Source organism: Collinsella aerofaciens, assembly GCF_020709435.1.
Classification (GTDB): domain Bacteria; phylum Actinomycetota; class Coriobacteriia; order Coriobacteriales; family Coriobacteriaceae; genus Collinsella; species Collinsella aerofaciens_AU.
Map to the genome: position 1 here is coordinate 216441 of NZ_JAJFDP010000002.1, position 19359 is coordinate 235799.

The 19359-nt window shown below is 59.6% G+C and carries 12 protein-coding genes; 3 read left to right on the forward strand and 9 right to left on the reverse strand.

From position 1 onward, the window contains the following. Nucleotides 1-55: 55 nt before the first annotated feature. Genes larB through LK493_RS02675 form a run of 3 tightly spaced genes read left to right on the forward strand, consistent with a single transcriptional unit; the run spans nt 56 to nt 2308 of the window. On the forward strand, nt 56-838 hold the full coding sequence (larB, locus tag LK493_RS02665; protein WP_227790038.1) for a nickel pincer cofactor biosynthesis protein LarB: 783 nt from the start codon (nt 56-58) through the stop codon (nt 836-838). Between the two features lie 10 nt (nt 839-848). Further along, nucleotides 849-1766 (forward strand): nickel pincer cofactor biosynthesis protein LarC, encoded by a 918-nt coding sequence (larC, locus tag LK493_RS02670; RefSeq protein ID WP_227790039.1) that lies wholly within the window; start codon nt 849-851, stop codon nt 1764-1766. A 2-nt stretch (nt 1767-1768) separates the two neighbouring features. Then, nucleotides 1769-2308: a TetR/AcrR family transcriptional regulator gene (locus tag LK493_RS02675; protein ID WP_227790040.1), complete on the forward strand. Its 540-nt coding sequence runs from the start codon at nt 1769-1771 to the stop codon at nt 2306-2308. A gap of 319 nt (nt 2309-2627) precedes the next feature. On the opposite strand, the gene larD is transcribed toward LK493_RS02675, so the two are convergent. The 9 genes from larD to LK493_RS02720 form a co-directional block, all read right to left on the reverse strand. After that, nucleotides 2628-3359, reverse strand: coding sequence for a D/L-lactic acid transporter LarD (gene larD / locus LK493_RS02680; protein ID WP_227790041.1), 732 nt, complete (start codon nt 3357-3359; stop codon nt 2628-2630). A 49-nt stretch (nt 3360-3408) separates the two neighbouring features. Then, the gene (larA, locus tag LK493_RS02685; protein WP_227790042.1) at nt 3409-4686 is read right to left on the reverse strand and encodes a nickel-dependent lactate racemase; all 1278 of its coding nucleotides are present in this window, start codon (nt 4684-4686) and stop codon (nt 3409-3411) included. An 863-nt stretch (nt 4687-5549) separates the two neighbouring features. Continuing rightward, nucleotides 5550-8363, reverse strand: a complete 2814-nt coding sequence (locus LK493_RS02690; protein WP_408583385.1) for a phosphoenolpyruvate carboxylase — start codon at nt 8361-8363, stop codon at nt 5550-5552. Between the two features lie 257 nt (nt 8364-8620). Beyond that, a complete protein-coding gene (gene hisS, locus LK493_RS02695) occupies nt 8621-9934 on the reverse strand; it encodes a histidine--tRNA ligase (RefSeq protein ID WP_227790043.1) in 1314 nt (437 codons plus the stop codon). Between the two features lie 304 nt (nt 9935-10238). Then, nucleotides 10239-11543: an MFS transporter gene (locus tag LK493_RS02700; RefSeq protein WP_227790044.1), complete on the reverse strand. Its 1305-nt coding sequence runs from the start codon at nt 11541-11543 to the stop codon at nt 10239-10241. Nucleotides 11544-11581: 38 nt separating this feature from the next. Continuing rightward, nucleotides 11582-12874 carry a M20 family metallopeptidase gene (locus LK493_RS02705; RefSeq protein ID WP_117790210.1) on the reverse strand — a complete coding sequence of 431 codons (1293 nt, stop codon included), beginning with the start codon at nt 12872-12874 and terminating at the stop codon, nt 11582-11584. 115 nt (nt 12875-12989) lie between these two features. Next, complete coding sequence (locus LK493_RS02710) at nt 12990-13973, reverse strand: DMT family transporter (protein ID WP_117770437.1); 984 nt, start codon at nt 13971-13973, stop codon at nt 12990-12992. Between the two features lie 201 nt (nt 13974-14174). Continuing rightward, the gene (locus LK493_RS02715; RefSeq protein WP_227790045.1) at nt 14175-16364 is read right to left on the reverse strand and encodes a YhgE/Pip domain-containing protein; all 2190 of its coding nucleotides are present in this window, start codon (nt 16362-16364) and stop codon (nt 14175-14177) included. After that, nucleotides 16365-19130, reverse strand: coding sequence for a YhgE/Pip family protein (locus LK493_RS02720; RefSeq protein WP_227790046.1), 2766 nt, complete (start codon nt 19128-19130; stop codon nt 16365-16367). It abuts the gene before it with no gap. Nucleotides 19131-19359: the final 229 nt, after the last annotated feature.

Sequence of the window (19359 nt, forward strand, 5' to 3'; positions counted from 1 at the left end):
TGTTCGGAAACATACCCTTTGAGTGCTAGACTTTGCGCCGTCGAAGGGAACATATATGGATAAGCGAGATCTTGAGCAATTGCTGAGCGATGTTGCCGGCGGGGCAGTCACCCCTGCCGACGCCCTCACGCGCATCCAGACGGCTCCGACCGCCGATCTGGGCTTTGCACAGCTCGATCTTTCGCGCGGGGTGCGCCAGGGTGCCGGCGAGGTTGTCTACGGCGCCGGTAAAACCGCCGAGCAAATTGCCGCCATTATCAAAGCACTGCGCGATGCCGGCCAGGAGCGCGTCCTGGTCACGCGCCTGGATGCCGAGAAGGCAACCCGTACCTCGGAGTTCCTCGACAACTGCATCGACCTGGGATATGTCCCGGACGCACAGCTCGCCCTCGTGGGCGGCAAGCCCTCCCCCACCGGCAACGGACGCATCGTCGTCGCCTGCGCCGGCACGAGCGACTTACCCGTCGCCGAAGAAGCCGCGTTGACGGCCGAATTCTATGGCAACGAGGTCGACCGCCTCTACGACGTAGGTGTCGCCGGCCTGCACCGCCTGCTCGCGCATGCCGAGGAACTTGCTCAGGCGCAGGTGGTCATCGCCATCGCCGGCATGGAGGGCGCCCTGGCGAGCGTTATCGGCGGTCTGGTGAGCTGCCCGGTCATCGCCGTTCCCACCAGCGTGGGCTACGGCGCAAATTTTGGAGGCGTAGCCGCGCTGCTCGCCATGCTCAACTCCTGCGCCAGCGGCGTTTCGGTCGTCAATATCGACAACGGCTTTGGTGCCGCCTACCAGGCAAGTCTTATCAATCATCTGAGCGCCGGCACATCCTGCGCCCGTTAAGGAGCATTCCATGTCCAACCATCAGCACACGCTTATCATCGACGGCACTTCGGGCATCAGCGGCGATATGACCGTCGCGGCCCTGCTCGACCTGGGCGCCAGCGAGGAGCACCTGCGCGAACAGCTCGCCACGCTGCCGGTCGACGGCTTTGAGATTGCCGTCACGCGTGCAAACAAGCATGGCATCGACGCCTGCGATTTCGACGTCCAGCTTGCAGAGGAGCTCGAGAACCACGACCACGACATGGCCTGGCTCTACGGCAACGAAGCAGCTGCCGAGCACGCGCACGAGCATGAGCACCACCATCATGACCATGGCGAGCACGAACACGAGCACTGCCACGAGCATGACCATGAGGCCCATGGTCATGGCCATGAGGACCATCATCACGCCCATCACCATCACCACCGTTCTTTGGCGGACGTCACCGCCATCATCGATGGCTCGCAGCTAAGCGATGGTGCCAAGCGTCGTGCCCTCGCCATTTTTTCCGCACTCGCTGATGCCGAGGCAAAGGCTCACGGCAAAACGCCCGACACCGTCCTGTTTCACGAGGTGGGCGCCGTCGACTCCATCGTCGACGTCTGCTCCGTCGCCATCTGCCTCGACGACCTGGGTATTGAGGATATCGTGGTCGAGTCGCTCTCCGAGGGCCACGGAACCATCCGCTGTGCCCACGGCCTTATGCCCATCCCGGTGCCCGCCGTCGTCAACCTATGCCAAGCAGGCAATATCGCCCTCACGCCCGCACCGGTCGCCGGCGAGCTCGTGACGCCCACGGGCGCCGCCATCGTCGCCGCACTGCGCACGTCCGAGCACCTGCCGGCCCGCTACCGCATCGAGGCCGTCGGCTACGGCACCGGTAAGCGCCCCTACGAGGGTTGCTCCGGTACGCTTCGCTGTCTGCTCGTTCACGCGGACGCATAGCCATGGATGCCCGCAAGGCAAAAAGCCGCGCTGCCATCGTTGCGGCGTTCTCCGAGCTGCTGCGCGAAGAGGACTACGGCAAGATCACCGTCGGCGACATCATCGCTCGCGCCCATGTGGGTCGGGCCACGTTCTACGGCCTCTTCAAGAGCAAAGATGACCTGCTCGCTGAGCTCGTGTGCGATATCTGCACCCATGCCCTCGACGATGACGGTACGCCCCTCGACGACCCACTCGTGCAGGTCGAGCATATTCTCAACAATCTATGGGAACGTCGCCAGGGCGTCCGAGCGCTGGTAGCCGGCGCCGGCTCACGCGTCTTCGCCGACTGCTTACGCAAGACCATCATGTCACGGGCAGCCGAAACCGTCCCTACCGACCCAAACGGCCCCGCCGCCACCATGGACCGAAGCTTCCTACTACACCACATAGCCTCAAGCTTCGTAGGAATGGTCCAATGGTGGGCCTGGCACAACTTCCAAGCAGCCAAAGCCGACGTAGCCAAAGACTACCTATCAGCCATTAAGCCTCTCTTCAACTGAGTAAACCCCTCATCCCAAAGTTCCGACCTCATCTCAAAGCGCCGCCCCAACCCAAAGCACAATCCATCCCAAAGTGTCGACAGAAGCCCAACGCCCCTACCAGCAACAAGCCCCTCCCATCCAAATTCAGATATATATTGGGTTGCTTGTACGAACGCAACAAAGACCCCGCAGCCGTCCGCATGGGGTAACTTCCCAGCGCACTCCGCAGGACGCAAAAAGGCTCGCCGCACAAAGTGCGCAGCGAGCCTTTTTGCATGTCCGAGGACGCGCTGGGAAGTTACCCCATGCGGACGGCGGACAACTATGTAGCCTCAGACTAGAACATGCCCAAGAAACCATGCACAAACAGCGCGGCCAGAGCGGCACCGACAAACGGCGCGATACCAGGAACAAGCAGGCCGTACTTCCAGTTGTTGTCAGCCTTGTTCTTAATCGGCAGCACCTGATAGGCCATGCGAGGACCAAGGTCACGAGCCTGATTCATGGCGAAGCCAGTGATGCCGCCCATGCCCATGCCAACGGCCCAAACGATCAGGCCGACGCAGATGGCGAGCATCAGGACGTTCTCGCCAGCACGGTTAGCAGCAGCAAGGATGGCGCTGATGAACACAAAAGTGCAGATAGCCTCGCAGAAGAAGTTACGAGCATAGTTGGTGCCCTCGGTGGTGGGGTTGGTCGAGAAGATGTTGCGCTGGGCAATGGGGTCGACGACGCCCTCGGAAGCCTTGAACTCATCGGCATACATAAGCCAAGCGATTACGGCGCCCACAAAGCCGCCGAGCATATCGGCAATCATGAAGGGGATGCAGCTGCCCCACGGCACCAGGCCGACGATGCACTGGGCAAGCACCATGGCGGGGTTCATGCACACGGCACCGCCAAAGACAAACAGGCAGACCGAGATGCCAAAAGACCAAGTGGTGATGGCAAACATGTGGCCGGAGCCCTGATACTTGGTGCCCTTGAGCACGGTATCGCAGTGCACGCCCACGCCAAAGATGATCATGAGGGCCGTTGCGCCGAATTCGCAGAGGAGTTTGGTAAGCATAAAACCTTATCTTTCTTGTCGGTTATAAACGATTCGTTTAGGCCGCGCACTAGTGCTGCGCGACGACAACGCCCAGGCCATCGGGAATGACGGCCACCTTGGCATCGGCACCCTTCATCTCAAAGGCGAGCTTGAGCGCCTCCTCGAGGGTGTTGACCGGCGTCATGTGCATATCCTTGATCATCTGGTGATCGCACAGGTCGGTGACCATGATCACAGGGTGATGCGCCAGGATGCGGGCAAAGATCTGGCTCGTCCACTGGTCGGGCAGGGTCTCGTCCTTAGGACGGTCGATACAGGCGCGCTCAAACTCTGCCGGATCGTTGTCGGCGATGTTGTGATAGAAGCCCTCGCCGCCGTGACCGTCGGCACAACCGGCGACGTCGATGATCACACCGCCCTCGGGAAGCGTGGCCTCGGCAGAGCACATGCCCTTCACGGCCTGGTAGATGTTCTGGTCGAGCGGGTAGCCGCCGTTGGTGGTGATGGCAATCTCGCACTCGACGGGCTCAACGCCGGCAAGGCTCTTTACGAACTCGCAGCCAGCCTCGTGTGCCTTGTGGATGTCGCCGGCGAAGGAGCCAATGACCTCGTGCTTGCCGTTGAGCACCACGTTGAGCACAAAGGCAAGGTGAGCCATCTCGGCGGCGGCGAACATGTCCTCGCTCACGTGATTGTGGCAAAGGTTGCCGGCACGCGAATGAGAATCGTTCACAAACTGGCCGTTGTGGTTGTACATGATGGTCTTGTAGCTGGCGATGCCAGGCAGGACGGACTTGCGGCTGCCGGAGAAACCAGCAAAGAAGTGCGGCTCAATAAAGCCCTCGGCAAGCAGCAGATCGCAATCGACGGCAATCTTGTTGATGATGCACTCGCCACCAGAAGGCAGGGTGCCGATCTTTTTCATCATGCTGTCGTCAGTCGCGACGTGCATAACGATTTCCTCGTTGGCAACGATCTCCTCGCCGTACTTGTTGACGAGCTCCTCGTGCGTCGACGGACGATGCATACCCGTAGCAACCAGAATGCGAACGCGCGCCTCAGTCGCAACTGAATGGATGTGATGCAGCAGAATAGGCATCGTCACACGCGAGGGAACGGGGCGCGTATGGTCGGAGCTGATGATAACGATATCCTTCTTGCCAGCACAAAGCTCCTCGAGCGAAGGCGAGCCATAAGGGTTGGCAAGCGACTCCTCCACCAGCTCTTCCTGCGATTTTGTAGTCTTAAACTCGTTTTGATGACCTTCCATCACACCCGCGAAGTTCTTATCCTCGAGCTCCAGATGCAACGTCTTGTGGTCAAACGGCAGTTCACATTCAAACAATGACGAGCGCCCTCTTCCTTTCAACTGACACACTAGATAAACCGTTGGAAGGATACGCCGCTCACCGAAAAACACCACCGTCCACCGACTCATTAACACAACGTTCATATTTGACCCACAACAAAACGGCCGCGATCCCAAAGGGAACCGCGGCCGCCTGTCAAAGACACTATAGACAGGATGATTTACGCAGCGCCGAGGCAAACATCTACTCCGAGACGTTCGCACGTAAGCCATTTTGCATAAATGCGTTAATTAATTGCATAAAATGGCGAATGGATTTCTAGCCGTAACAGGGTGGTACCCTCCGGAGCGTGCATTTTTGCGAGTATTCAGCATCGCGAGATAAGATTTTGGTGTCAAAAGTCTTTCAAAAAGTAGATAGTCCTCATGACTCGACCCATCTGGATAGCATGCGGCGAGAAACCAGCCATATATGATCGTCGCCAAAGCCCAATCGTCGTGCAAGAGCATCAACAGGGGCCGCAAACGTCACCCATAGCCTTATGCACCAATCTTTGGCTGCTGAAAACTCCGTATTTTGCACGTCACCCCAAGCACCACCCTCACCCAGCGGCTGATCCGCCGTAAACCGAGGACGAAGGGACCCGATGGGTTTCCCTCTGAATGCATTCCGCAGCACGAAGCCCTTTCCAAACGCGCGAAGCGCGCCATTATTCCCCCAGCAGTAATCCACTGAAGACCGGACATCGCAGGGCCCGCCATAGGCTTACTTTTAGGCACACTCTGCAGGACGCAAGAAGCCCTCGCCGCACGAAGTGCGCAGCGAGGGCTTCTTGCATGTCCGAGGACGTGCCTAAAAGTAAGCCTATGGCGGGCCCGAACGACTCCAGGGCTATCGATTACCCCGTGTTTTGCAAACCTGCCGAAACTCCGGTCACAGTCGAAAGAATCAGGCTCATGTACTCGGCCTTCTTCTCCTCGGCCATCTCGTCCTGGTTCATACGCACCTCGCGAAGGGCGCGAACCTGGGCAATGGACAGGGCGTCGACGTAGGGGTTACGCACGCGAACGGCGCAGCCGAGCACGCGGCGGCGCTGCAGCGGCCACTCGTCACCGACGATGGCAAGGACCCACTTACGCGTGAGCTGCATCTCGGTGAAGACCTTCTCGGACAAATCATCGCGGTCGCCCAGGTGCAAATACATCTTGGCGATGCGCTGGTCGGTCTTGGCGATCGACATCTCGATGTTGTCGATAAAGGTGCGGAAGAACGGCCACTCCTGGTAGGCAGCCTTGAGCTGGTCAAGATCGCCCAGCTGCTCGCAGGCGGTGCCCAGGCCATACCAAGCGGCCAGGTTAATGCGTGCCTGGCTCCAGCTGAAGATCCACGGAATGGTACGCAGGTCGTCGAGCGACTTGGCGCCCAGGCCGCGCTTAGCGGGACGCGAGCCGATCGGCAGCAGACCGACTTCGGTCAGCGGCGTCACGGTCGAGAACCACGGTGTAAAGTCCTCGGTGTTCAGCAGGTCCAGATAGCGCTCGTGGCTTGCAGCGTTAAGCTTCTCGGCCATATCCCAGAACTTCTGCGTGGTCTCTGTGTTGGTCTTCTCGACACTCGGGGCCGACTGCAAAAGCGTTGCGGCGGCAACGGACTCAACATGGCGCTGAGCCAGCGTGCGGTTGCCGTAACGGGCAAAGATGACCTCGCCCTGCTCGGTGAGCTTAAAGAAGCAGTTGACCGAACCCTTGGGCTGCGCCAGCACGGCCTTGTTGGCCGGGCCGCCGCCACGGCCAACGGCACCGCCGCGACCGTGCATGAGCACCAGGTCGATATCGTTCTTCTCGGCCCACTTGGCAATGCGCTCCTGCGCGGAATGCAGCGCGAGCATGGCCGTGGTAGGACCGGCGTCCTTGGAGGAGTCGGAATAGCCCAGCATAACCTCCATGCGGCGGTTGGTCTGGGCAAGACGCTTCTGCACCACGGGCAGCGTAAGCATCTGGTCGAGCACGTCGACGCAGCCCTCGAGGTCCTCGAGCTGCTCGAATAGCGGGATCACGTCGAGCTCGGGGACATCTTCCTCGTGTGCGAAGGACAGGTGGGCCAGCTCGAAGACGTCAGCCACATGCTGGGCGCTCTTGGTAAACGAGATGATGTAGCGGTGCGCCATCTTCTTGCCGTAGCGCTTTTGGATGGAGCCGATGGCACGGAAGGTATCGATGACTTCGCGCGTCATGGGCTGCAGGTCGCCATGGATACCGTTCTCGTGGATATCCTTGAGGGCGCGGGCATGCACCACGGAGTGCTGACGGAACTCCATCTCGACCATATGGAAGCCGAAGGACTCGACTTGCCAGATGATGGTCTGGACCGGGCCGTAGGCGGCACGGACGGCACCGCAGGCGGCCAGCGAACGCTGGACGACGCGCAGGTCATCCAGGAACTCGTCGGCGCTGTGGTACATGGTGTCGGTGATACGGCGCACGGTGGCGTTCAGACGGTCGGCCATGACGAGCATGACGGCGCGATGCGGCTCGTGCTCGGAGATCAGCTCGGCGCGGGCCGTGTACCGAGGGCTCATCTCGACCTGATGGTTCCACAGGTTAATGAGCTCGGCCGACGGCTTGCTGTAGGTAGCCTCGAGCGTGAGGTTGCGGCCGATGTGGCGGCACTTGTCCTCGAGCTTGAGCACCATGTGCGTAAAGTACTTGGCGGCGACCTCACGGCTCACCTTGGCGGTGACGTTGGGGTTACCGTCGCGGTCGGAACCGATCCAGCTGCCGGGATGGAAGAACGCCGGGCACAGCGGCGGCACAGTACCGGCCTTGTCGCCCAGCACCCAATCGTCAAAACGACGATAGATAACGGGGATAACGTCGAACAGCGTGTTATCGAAGATGTCGATGATGGTATCGGCTTCCTCGACCGGCGTGGGCTTCTTGAGCGCGATGGGGCTCGTACGCACCAGGGCGTCGATCTCCTGCAGCATATGGCGCTCGTTCTCCACCAGGTCGGAGCCGCCCAGACGCGGACGCTCCTCCAGCAGGTTGGAGATACGGCGGATCTTGCCCTCGACGGCCTTACGACGGGCCTCGGTGGGATGTGCGGTAAAGACAGGGTGGAACTCGAGCTTGTCGAGCAGCTCGTTGGCACCCTCGACACCCAGCTCATTCACCAGCTGGTGATAGGCAACGGTAAGCTCGTTGGCAGGATCGACCTCGGTATCGGTCGACGCACCGGCCTCGCGCTCGCGCAGCTGCGCCACACGGTAGTTCTCCTCCGACAGGTTTGCCAGATGGAAAAAGCTCGTAAAGGCGCGAACGATGACCTGCTGCTTATCGAGCGGCAGGCTGTCGATCAAATCGACGACCTCACGAAATGCCACGGCAGTGGGCTCGTCGGCGGTGGGCACGCCCTGCTCGTCGACGGCTTCGTCGGCAGCGCAGGTACCGGGGTTGCCGGCATTGACCACAATCTCGGCTGTCAAAATCTTGTCGAACAGGTCCGCGATCTCGGGATCATACTCGCTAAGCACACGGCGCTCCAGGCGCAAGAACAGCGCCAGATTGTCGCGCAGCTCCTCGGGGATCTCGATCTCGGCGAGACGCTCCCTGGACTCGGCATTCGAGCCGATTCGGTTAACGAGGCGGTTGACCACGGCAGCGACGCGCGCCGCGGCTTCGGGTACAGACTGGTTGCTTAGGTTCTCAGCCACGTTTCCTCCCATTCCTCCTTCTATGCACGTAACATGCGGTATTCATTATAGGCGCTTGAGAAATACTTTCGACACTGATTGCGCTTTACCACACAAAAGTATTTTCTGCATTGCAAAGGTTTTTGCCCTAAATGGTCGTATTTCTCGGTGGGCGGCATACGTAAACGGGGGCATTCCGCATAAAAGCGAAACACCCCCGTAACAATCGCTCTCCATGAGCAGGGCACGTTAGCAGGCCCGAAGCTCAAAAAGATGCGCTACAGGCGCTCGCGAACCGCCTCGACGACGTTGTCCAGATCGGCGAGCACCTCGTCATGGCTCTGCATGTCGCGCACTTTGACCTTGCCGGCGGCAAGCTCGTCGCCACCCAGGACCAAGATGAGCTTGGCGCCTACCTTATCGGCTTGCTTAAACTGGGCCTTGAGCGAACGGCCCTGATAGTCGGCCTCGGTCACGATGCCTGCGGCGCGAAGCTCCTGCGTGATGGCAAAGACGTTCTGGCGCAGCTCTTTGCCGGCGTTGGCGACATAGACGCACGGAGCCTCATCGGCACCCAAATCGCTGCCAAAGGCCTGCAGGGCCAGGAGGGCGCGCTCAAAACCGACGGCAAAGCCGACGCCCGCCGTGGGCTTGCCACCCTCGAGCTCGACCAGGCCGTCGTAGCGGCCGCCGCCACCGATGGAGCCGACACCGGCGCCGGGGGCCTCAACCTCAAAGACAGTACGGGTGTAGTAGTCCAGGCCGCGCACCAAGGTGGGATCCTCGACATACTCGATACCGGCGGCATCCAGATAGCGCTTGACCTGCTCGTAGTGCTCTCGGCACTCATCGCACAGGTTGTCGCCCATCAGCGGTGCGTCGGCCATGATCTCGCGGCAGTGGTCGTTCTTGCAGTCGAAGGCACGCAGCGGGTTAAGCTCGGCGCGCTCGCGGCACTCGTCGCACATCTCGTCTGCGTGATCGAGGATAAACTGCTTAACCTGCTCGCGGTAAGCCGGACGGCACTGGGCGTCACCCATCGAGTTGATGAGCAGACGAAGCTTGGAAAGATCGAAGCCCAGGCGCTTGTAGAACTCCATGAGCATGATGATGCACTCGGCGTCTGCCGCCGGATCGGGAGCGCCGAGCCACTCGATGCCCACCTGGTGGAACTGGCGCAGGCGGCCCTTCTGGGGACGCTCGCCGCGGAACATGGCCTCGGCGTAGTACGCCTTAAACGGCGTGGAGCCCTGGGGCACCAGATTGTTCTCGACGACGGCGCGCACCACGCCGGCCGTGCCCTCGGGGCGAAGTGCCAGGCGCTGCTTGGGCTTGAGTTTGGTGTCGGTGCCCTCGGTAAAGACGCGCTCCAGGTTGGCACCGCTGAACACGCGGAACATTTCCTTGCGCACGACGTCGGTCGACTGGCCGATGCCGTGGACAAACACGTCCACCTGCTCGATCGCGGGTGTCTCGATGGGTTTAAAACCAAACGGCTCGAACACGCCGGCCGCAATCTGCTGCATCTTTTGCCAGGCGCGCATCTCGGCGCCGATAAGGTCGCGGGTTCCCTCCGCCTTCTGTGCCTGCATGGGCAAACACCTTTCTTTTGTATCGCGTCATAGGTAGTGGTCATTATACGGCACAAAAACAAAACGCGGTGGCGCGTCTGACCGAACGAGGGTATGGGGGCTCGTTCGGCCAGACGCGCCACCGCTGTTTGTGATCCGCTTTCCTCCGTCCCCTTCGAATCACGTGATCTGTTGGGGACGGAGGAAAACGGATCATTTCGTAGGCCCGTGGCCGCCTTGGAAACCGAATGATGGTACGAGCATCCATTCGGCTTCCAAGGCGGCCACGGACAGAACAGGGCGAACAGAAAAGAGCGACGGACGTCTACTCCCCCGCCACGCTTGCGCGCAGCTTGGCGGCGATGGGCTCCGAGACCAGCAGGAATACGAGCATGACCACAGAACACACCAGGCACACGATCCAGGTGCTCGCAAAGGAGCCCGTGGCATCGAACAGCACGCCCGAGACAATGGCGCCTACGGTGCCGCCGACCATCTCGAGCGAGGTGATGGTACCCGTGACCTTGCCGAGGTCTGCCATGCCAAACTGCTTGGACGCGGCGATGGTAGGCGTGATGGTGCCCATGCACGTTCCGATACCAAAGCTCACAGCGGCGACAATAGGACCGAGGTCCGTCGTCGGGAAGCACAGCGCCACACAGGCGATAATGCACGCAACGGAGCCAAGGATATTGCCAAAGCGCAGGCCAAAGCGGTCATAGATCGCACCAAGCGAAATTTTGGCGACAACGACGGTGACCATATAGGCCGAAAGCACAGTGCCCGCCCACATGGGATCGTGACCGCCCGTGACGATCTTGGCGCCGTTGACGGTAACGCTCGTCATGTTGGTAACCTGGTTGGGCAAGATAGCGCCGTTAACGAGACCCATAAAGAGGAAGGCGACGACAAGCAGCCAAAACGCCGGGCTCTTCTTGATGCGAGACCAGCCGACGCTAACCTCGGGCGCCGTGTGCTCGTCCTTGTCGCCAGCCGTCGAGACGGACGGATCGCCCGGGTTCTCGCCGAGTGGCTTAAGGCCGATCTCGGAAGGCTTGGTGCGGAAGGAGTAAGCCGTGATGGGCAGTGCCGCCACCATGCAGACGGCAGCGAGTACCAGGAACGCAGAGCGCCAGCCCACACTCACGATAAGAGAGCTCACGATCGGCGAGAGAATGGCTCCGCCAAAGCCCGAGCCCGAAAGTGCGATGGAAATGGCAAGGCCGCGTTTAGCGGTAAACCAGTTGGCGGTCACCAGGCTAATGAGCAGACGGGTCGAGGCCACAGCGAAGCAGCCCGAAACGGCAAAGAGCACGTAGACCTGCCACAGCTCACCGACAAAGCTCATGCCAGCAAGCACCGCCGAGGTAGCGATAACGGTGAGCGAGCCCAATACGCGGCCACTCACCTTATCGGCAACATGGCCGATAACGAGCGAAACCACGACGCTCACTACGGTGGAGATGGCATTGGAGATGTTGTACTGCGCAAGGGAAATGCCCAGGTCGCTGACGATCAGCGGCTGGAACAGGCTCATGCAGTTGACGAAAATTGTGTAGCACGTGGCCATGATCACGAAGCCGGAGGTCACCACGAGCCAGCCGGGGAAGAACTTACGCTGCTGGGACATACTGTTCCTTTTAAACAAACGAATAGCAAGATTGGGTGCTACCGGTGGTCGGCGATATAGCCCAAAGCGACGGCGGTATAAGCCGCGGCACCGAGGGGAAGCTCGGCATCGTTAAAACGTGCCTTGGGATGGTGCTGGGCAAAGTGTTCGTCCGTGTCGGTTACGGCCGCGCCCACGGTAAAGTACGCACTTGGGATCTTGCTCGAGATAAGCGCGAAGTCCTCACTCGCCATGGCATGGAAAAGCGGCAAGAAAGCCGTCTTGGGCAGCACTGCGCCCACGTAGCCAAGCGACGCCTGAGTCATATCGCTGTCGAGTACAAGCGGCGGAACATCCGAAAGCGTCTCGATGGTCGCCGGCGTACGATAGGTCGTAGCAACGCCGTTAACGACCTCCGCGATGCGGGTCTTTAGGTGAGCCATGAGCTCAACATCAAAGCCGCGCAGCGTTCCCTCGAGCACGCAGGTGTCGGGGATGACGTTGGCCGCCAAGCCGCCGGCGAACTTACCAACGGTAAGTGCGACTTCCTTGGCCGCCGGCACCTCGCGGGAGATAAGCTCCTGGAGCGCCAGGTGCACGTGGACGCCGGCCGTGATGGGGTCGATGCAGATCTCGGGGCTGGAACCGTGGCCGCCCTTGCCCTGGAGCGTGATGCGGAAACCGTACACACCCGAGAGCGCCGGGCTGCCGTAGAGCACCAGGCCAAGCGGCGACTGGCTGTTGACATGCATGGCAAAGGCCGCCTGAGGGCGCGGGTTCTCGAGCAAGCCGTCGGCGATGGCAGCGCGTGCTCCCTCAAAGGTCTCCTCGCCCGGCTGGAACAGCAACTTGACGGTAGCGTTGGCCTCCACAAGCTCGGCCTCACGGGCCTTGAGCAGGCGCGCCGCACCAAGCAGGGCCGTCGCGTGCATATCGTGACCGCAAGCATGCATGCAGCCATTGGTGGATGCAAAGGGCTCGCCGGATTCCTCGACAACGGGAAGGGCATCCATATCGCCTCGGAGCATGACGACCGTTCCGGCCTGCTCGTCCTTGCACGTGCCATTGCCCTGAGCGGCCGCACCGGCACCGATCAGGCCAACGACGCAGGAACCGTCGACTAGCGTGGTATGGGGGATGTCCATCTCGTCCAGACGTGCCTGGATATAGGCAGACGTCTGCGGAAGATTGTTACCCAGCTCGGGCATCTGGTGTAGATCGTGTCGCCATGCAGCGAGCTCGTCTGCAAAAGCCTGAGCTTCTGCGACAAGACCGTCACCGATAGCGGCCTGCGCCGCCGCGGTGGCCTGGGGCGCTGGTTGCGGTTGAAAATCGGACAGAGCTGATGCCATAGAAGCCCTCCAGTAACGTTTTTGCAGCACGCACTTTGATAGCGTAAAGTGCAAGGTACAACTGTAAGGGCATGACATAAAAATGCCGCCCTGGGAAGGCGGCGCAACAAGTTGTTTACAATTGCGGGTGTGATTTTCGGCGCAAGAAATCGAAATGCGTCTCGCTCAAGATAATCGAAAGAAAGATGAGCGCGAAGCCGGCGAGCAGGCGCGAGGTGAGCGCCTCCCCCATCAGCAGCACCGAGAACAGCACGCCCGAAGGCGACTCCATCGAAAGGAGCAGTGAGCCCGTCGAGGCAGAGACATGCGCCAGGCCGACGTTTTGGATGAGCAGAGCCGCGCATGTGCAACCAACCGAGAGAAACGCCATCGCGCTGATAAAGCTCGGCGTCCACACGGACAGAGGCGCTTGGGTCTCGAATAGCAGCGACGTTGCCAGGCTCAGCACGCCGTTGCCCACAAACATCCAAAACGTGATGACGTTGATGTCCATTTTGCGACCGTACTTGGCAGTCACCGCCATCTGGATGGCGAAAAAGACCGCACCCGCCAGCGTAATGACATCACCGATGTTGAATTCAACGCTATCGAGCGCCACCAAGCCAATGCCCGCCAAGCACAGCAGCGCCGCGCCCAGGTTATAGCGGGTGAGTTTTTCGCCGCTCAGAAAATAGCTCGCGAACGGCACAACGATGCAATACGTGCCCGTCAAAAAAGCATTCTTGCCCGCCGTGGTGTGCGCCAGACCGACTGTCTGCAGGGCGTAGGCGGCCCACATAAGTGCGCCCATGCCAAGTCCGACGATAAGGTTGCGGGCGTTGAGGTGCGCGATGATGCGCTTGTGGAAGATGAAAAACATGACCAACGCCGCAGGCAGAAAGCGCACGTAGAGCAGTTCGAACACCGGAATGGTGTCGAGCGCGTCCTTCATGGTCGTAAAGGAGTAGCCCCAGACGACTGCCACCGAAAGCAGCAGGACTTTCCAGAACAGCGGCGAGCGAGCGCCGGCGCCGCGGGAGGTGCCGCCCGCGCCCAGGTCCTCGCGAGCAACAGGGCTATCGGGCATCATTTCGATATTGTCAGTGGCATGCTGGGCCATAGGGCATCCTCGCGCTCAATCTGGGCGTGGTGTCCGCACGCGCATGGCTGCGTGCCGCCTCATGGTCAAATAAAAGCAGGGCGCACCGGACCCCCGGCACGCCCCGCTACTGTAGCAACAACCAAGCAGCCCGTGCAATTCACTACGCTAAAGCATCGGGTTGGAAGATCTCGATGTTCCGACGGCGTTTACGTTGCTGAACTAAATCAATTTGGTTGACTCCAGTTTTTCGATGATCCAGTCGTTGGCTTTGATGACCGGGCGGCGGAAGACGACGCCCAGTGCCAGCGACGGAATCAGATAGCTCGCCAGAATGCCTAGCTCAATCCAGTACTCCATGTGGTACGCACCGGCCATGGCGGCATGCATGGCGTTGATGCCGTGGGTGAACGGCAGGAACGGATAGATCGCCTGGAACACGGGGCCGGTCATCTCGATGGGGAACGTGCCGCCCGAACCGCCGACCTGCATGACCAGCAGCACGACGGCGAGCGCCTTGCCGATATCGCCAAACGAAACCGTAAGCGTGTAGACGATATTGGAGAACACGAGACTCGCGACCCAGCCCGCCAGCACAAACTGCAGCGGGTCGTCGCACTGGATGCCAAAGAACAGGATGTCGCCCGCACACACGAGCGTTGCCTGCAGCAGGGCCAGACCGCCAAAGAACAGGTAGCGGCCCAGGTAGATCTCGTGCAGGCGCACGGGGATGAGCTCGTTGATAAGCTCATCGTCAACCGAGACCTTCATCATGGCCGCCAGCACAATCGAGCCCACCCAGAGCGACAGAATCGTGTAGAACGGTGCCATGGCCGAACCGTAGTTGCGGATCGGATAGACCGGCTTGCGATCGAGCGCGACGGGGCCGGAAAGCGACACGGCCAGACCCTCGGGATCATTGCCGATCATCGTCTTGATCGTAGCGAGGTCATCCGACATCAAGGCGCCGTCGAGCTCGTCCTTAAACGCACTGATCTTGTCCGACGCCTCGCCCAGCTGATCAGAAGCCTTGTTGACCAGCTTTGCAGCCTTGGAGAGGCCCTTTGCCAGCGAACCGGATGCGTCGGTCAGGCCAGCAACAGCACTATCCAGATCGTTCGAAATACCGTTCAGCGAATCCAAAACGCCCGAGATGGTCTTCTTGAGCTCCTTTGCCTTGGCCGAAAACGTAGAGTCGTAGTCAGTCTTGGCGCCCGAGATACCAGCCTTGGCATCCGCGATTGCCTGATCGACCTCGGCACGCGACTTATTAACCTCTGCCATGCTGTCAGAGAGAGACTTCGCGGTGGCCGTCAAGTCCTTGGCGTTGTTGCGATACTCCACAGCAATCCTGCTCAGCGATGTTGCCACAGACTTGAGGCTGTCCTGGAGTTTTTCGTCAGTCACCTGATCGGCAAAGCTGCGGAGCTGGTCGGCCGTGGCGTCGATATCGTCGGCACGCGTGTTGAGCGCCGCCGCGGCATCGTTGAGCTGGGACACTGTAAGGTCGACATGTTGATTCGCGGCATCAAATGCCTTCGCAAGCTCGGCGGACACGTTGTCAAACGAGCCCGCGCTTCCGTCAATCGCGGCATTGATGGCGTCGTTGGCGTCCTTCAGCGCTTCCTTGGAATCGCTAATACCGCTCTTGACATGCTCCATCAGCTGCTTCGTTGACTCATCGACCGTGCCCGTCTGCTTGAGCATGCCGCTCGCCGACGTCAGCGAATCGGACGTGGAGCTCAAAATGCCCGCAAGCGACGTTGCGCTGGCCTGAACGTCCTGCAGGTCCTGGACCGAATCGCCGAGCGTCGAGGACAGGTTGGCGATAAAGTTGCTGACCTGGTCGGTGCTCATGTAATCGAGCAGGCTGGACACCGTCTTAAGACCGATGCTCGTAATGGTCTCGGTAAAAGTTTTGTTAACCTGGCTCTGGACGGCGCTCGAACCCTTCTCGGTCACGATCTGCGCAATGGCGTTGGCCTTCTGATTCTCGTAGAACTCGATATCGGCATGCTTCACGTCGGTCGAGAAAAGCGTCATCATGTCAGCGCTAAACGTTTTGGGGATAACGACGGCAGCATAGTACGCGCCCGACTTAACGCCCTCGATAGCCTTTTCGCGATTGTTGAGCACAACCCAATCGAAGCTCTCGTTGCCGCGTAGGGTGGCGGTCACGTTTTCGCCCACGTTAACCTCGACGGGGATCAAATCGCTCTCGTAACCCTCATCGGTGTTGACCACGGCGATCTTAAGATTGCCGGTGTTGCCGTACGGATCCCAGCTGCCGGCGATGTTAAACCACGCGTACAGACACGGTACGATAATGAGGCCCATCACGACAACCAAGCCGATCACGGAGCGAGACACGTTTTGGACATCGCGCTTAAACAGATGCAGGATGTTCTTCATTTATGCCTCACCTCCTTTGGAGTGCTTGCCAAGCGCGGTGGTATCTCCATCATTTGTGGCTGTGCTGTCGCTGCCCTGAGATTTATGGTGCGAGCCGATATGCGGCAAGCGGCCCGTGGACTGATCGCCGCCCTTGGCACCACGCTCGCTGGCGTTGAGGCCAAACATGTGGCGGGCGGCAGGAATGGCGGCCGTGTGTTCGCGCATCTCGCGACGCAGGTCCTCATCCGAAAGCGCCGAGATGCGCATCTGGGTATTGAGGCTCGCTCGGATATATTCGATATTGATAAGCCAGCCGCAGATGGCAATAACCGAGATGATCCAAATGACAAGCAGGATGATCTTGCCGTTATTGTCGATATCGAGAACCGTCGACAGGACAAAGAGCAGGACCTGAACGCCCACCACGGCGGCAAAACCGCCCTTGATGTAGTACGGGTAGCGATGTTCAAAGGCGACCGCATGATCGAGCAGTTCGCGACGGTACGAATCGGAATCGAGCATGACGCGCATGGCCGTGCGCAGCGAGTAGCGCTGGCGCGGCAGGTCGTTGGACTCGCAAATCATCATACCGGTCGTGGAGAGCTGTTTATCAAAGAGCAGGTTAAGGTTGAGCAGCAGCGGACGCAGCTGCAGGCCGATAAAGAGCGCCACGATCAAGAACACGCCCAGAATGCACAGGTTAAACAGGTAGTTGAACGAATACATGCCGCCGACCGTCTCGCGCAGCAGATTGATGCCGTAGGTAAAGGGCAGCAGCGGGTGCAGCCACTGGAAGAAGCCGGGCATCATCTCGATGGGGTACATGCCCGACGAACCCGGGATCTGCACGATGACGAGAATGACGCCGATAGCCTTGCCGATATGCTTAAACGTGGTGGACAGCGCATAGATGATATTGACGTAGGTGAACGAAATGGCGATGCCGCCCAGCACGAACAGCAGCGGGCTGACGCACTGCACGCCAATCACCAGATCGCCTACCGTAACGATGATGGCCTGCAACGCGCCCAGGATCACCATGAGCAACCAGCGGCCAAAGTAGCCTTGGCGCGCCGTAAAGCTGCCAACACCTTCACGGTCGACCTCGAGCTTGTAAATGGCGATGAGCACATAGCCGCCCACCCAAAGCGCCAGATTGGTGTAGAAGGGAGCGATGCCCGAGCCAAAGCTCTTGACCGGATAGATTGACTTGGACGTCAACTCAACCGGAGACGCCATGAAATCTGCCACGTCATTGACATCGACGCCCATCAGATCGGCCAGCTCGCCCATGGACTCGGAGGTCTGCAGCGCCGCGATGTCATTGGCGGCGGTTGCAAGCTTGTCCTGGACCTTGGCAAGCGAGGAATCGGTCTGGGACAGCGTGGTCTTGGCCTGGCCGAGCGTAGCGCTAAGCTGCGCCAACGTGCCGCGCGCATTTGCAAGTGTAGGTGTCATACCCGAGACGATACCGGTCAGGTCGCCCGAAACGGCAGCAAAAGAGTCGAGCGCGCTCGAGGCCTTCGGCAGCGCGTTTTGGCCCAAGTCCGTCTGGGCTTGGCCAAGGTTGGTCGCACCGGTATGAATTGCGTTATTGATAGCGTCACTGGCACCCGAAACAGCCGCTGCGTCATTCGCCATGGCGCTCGACTGCGCGGACAGACCGTCCTTGATGCTCTGAAGCTTTTCATTCTGCTCTCGAAGCAAATCGATGGTCGATACAATGCGCGCGTCAATTTCCTCGGAACCTGTCGACGTGTCATTGGCGAGAATCTCCAAGTGCCCGATAACGGCCTTATTGTGGTCGATCGTCGCTTGAAGAGACTCGAGCGAGTTGTCGATACGGGTGGTCGTAGATGTGACCGCGCCCGTCAGCTTGCCGATGGCAGCGTTCGCAGAGGCCGACGTCTTGGTGAGCGCAAGGCTGCCTTCCGAGAGCGCCTTGGAGAGCGAGGTGATGGAGTTGCCCGCCGTGGTGCGAGCTTCGCTCAGCAGGTCGTTGCCCTGGGAGATCGCCTGCGTCAGCGACGGTGCCTGGCCTTGCAAGCCGGCAAGTGCCGCATCAGCCGAGGCGATAGCGCCACTCGTCTTATCGATGGCGGCATTCATATCGCCAATCGAATCGCGCACCTCGCCCAAGGTGTCGGACGCCTCGGACACCGAACTTGCCAGCGAGTCCTGAGTCTGGGTTGCCTTGTCCTTTAAATCGACACCAGCATCCTTGGCGATACCGGCAACAGTCTTGCCTATCGTAGAGACAAATTCCGAGTTGATCTGCTCCTCGATGGTGTTTGCACCGGTATCGGTAACCTTGGGCGCAATGGCGCTCTTCTTCTCATTGACGTAGTACGTGAGCTTGGGCTGATGGTAGTTGCCGTCGAGCATCGAAACCAGGTTATCCGAGAAGTTCTTGGGAATCACGATAGCGGCATAGTACTCGCCGCTCTCGACGCCCTCCTTGGCATCGGCCGTCGAGTCGACGAACGTCCAGCCCAACTGATGATTCTCCTTGAGCTGGTCGACCACTTTGTCGCCAGCGTTGAGCTCACCCACCAAGTCGTTTTGGGTGCCTCGATCGTTGTTGGCGATAGCAATCTTGATGCCTTGGGTGTTTCCATACGGATCCCAGTTTGCCACGATGTTATACCAGGCATACAGCGAGGGAATAACGCACACGCCTAGGGTAACCACCAGGGCGACGGGGTTCACAAGCAGTCGCTTAATGTCGCGCTTAAATATCGCAAAGGACACCTTTGCATTGGATAGTTTGCTGCCGAGACTCACGCTTGGACCATCCATCCTGTCGTTGAATCGAATCGTACTATCGATAACCATTGTACGTAGGCGCTTTAGCGTCTCAGTGCACAATGGTATTGAGTTTTGCGGGTAGCAATATACTACGAAGACAAATTAACGTACAGTTGTACAGTATCCTAAATTTCAGCAGGTCACAAAACCACAACCCGCACAAATAAATGATCCCTTGGGGACGGAGGGATCATTCAAAAGGAAA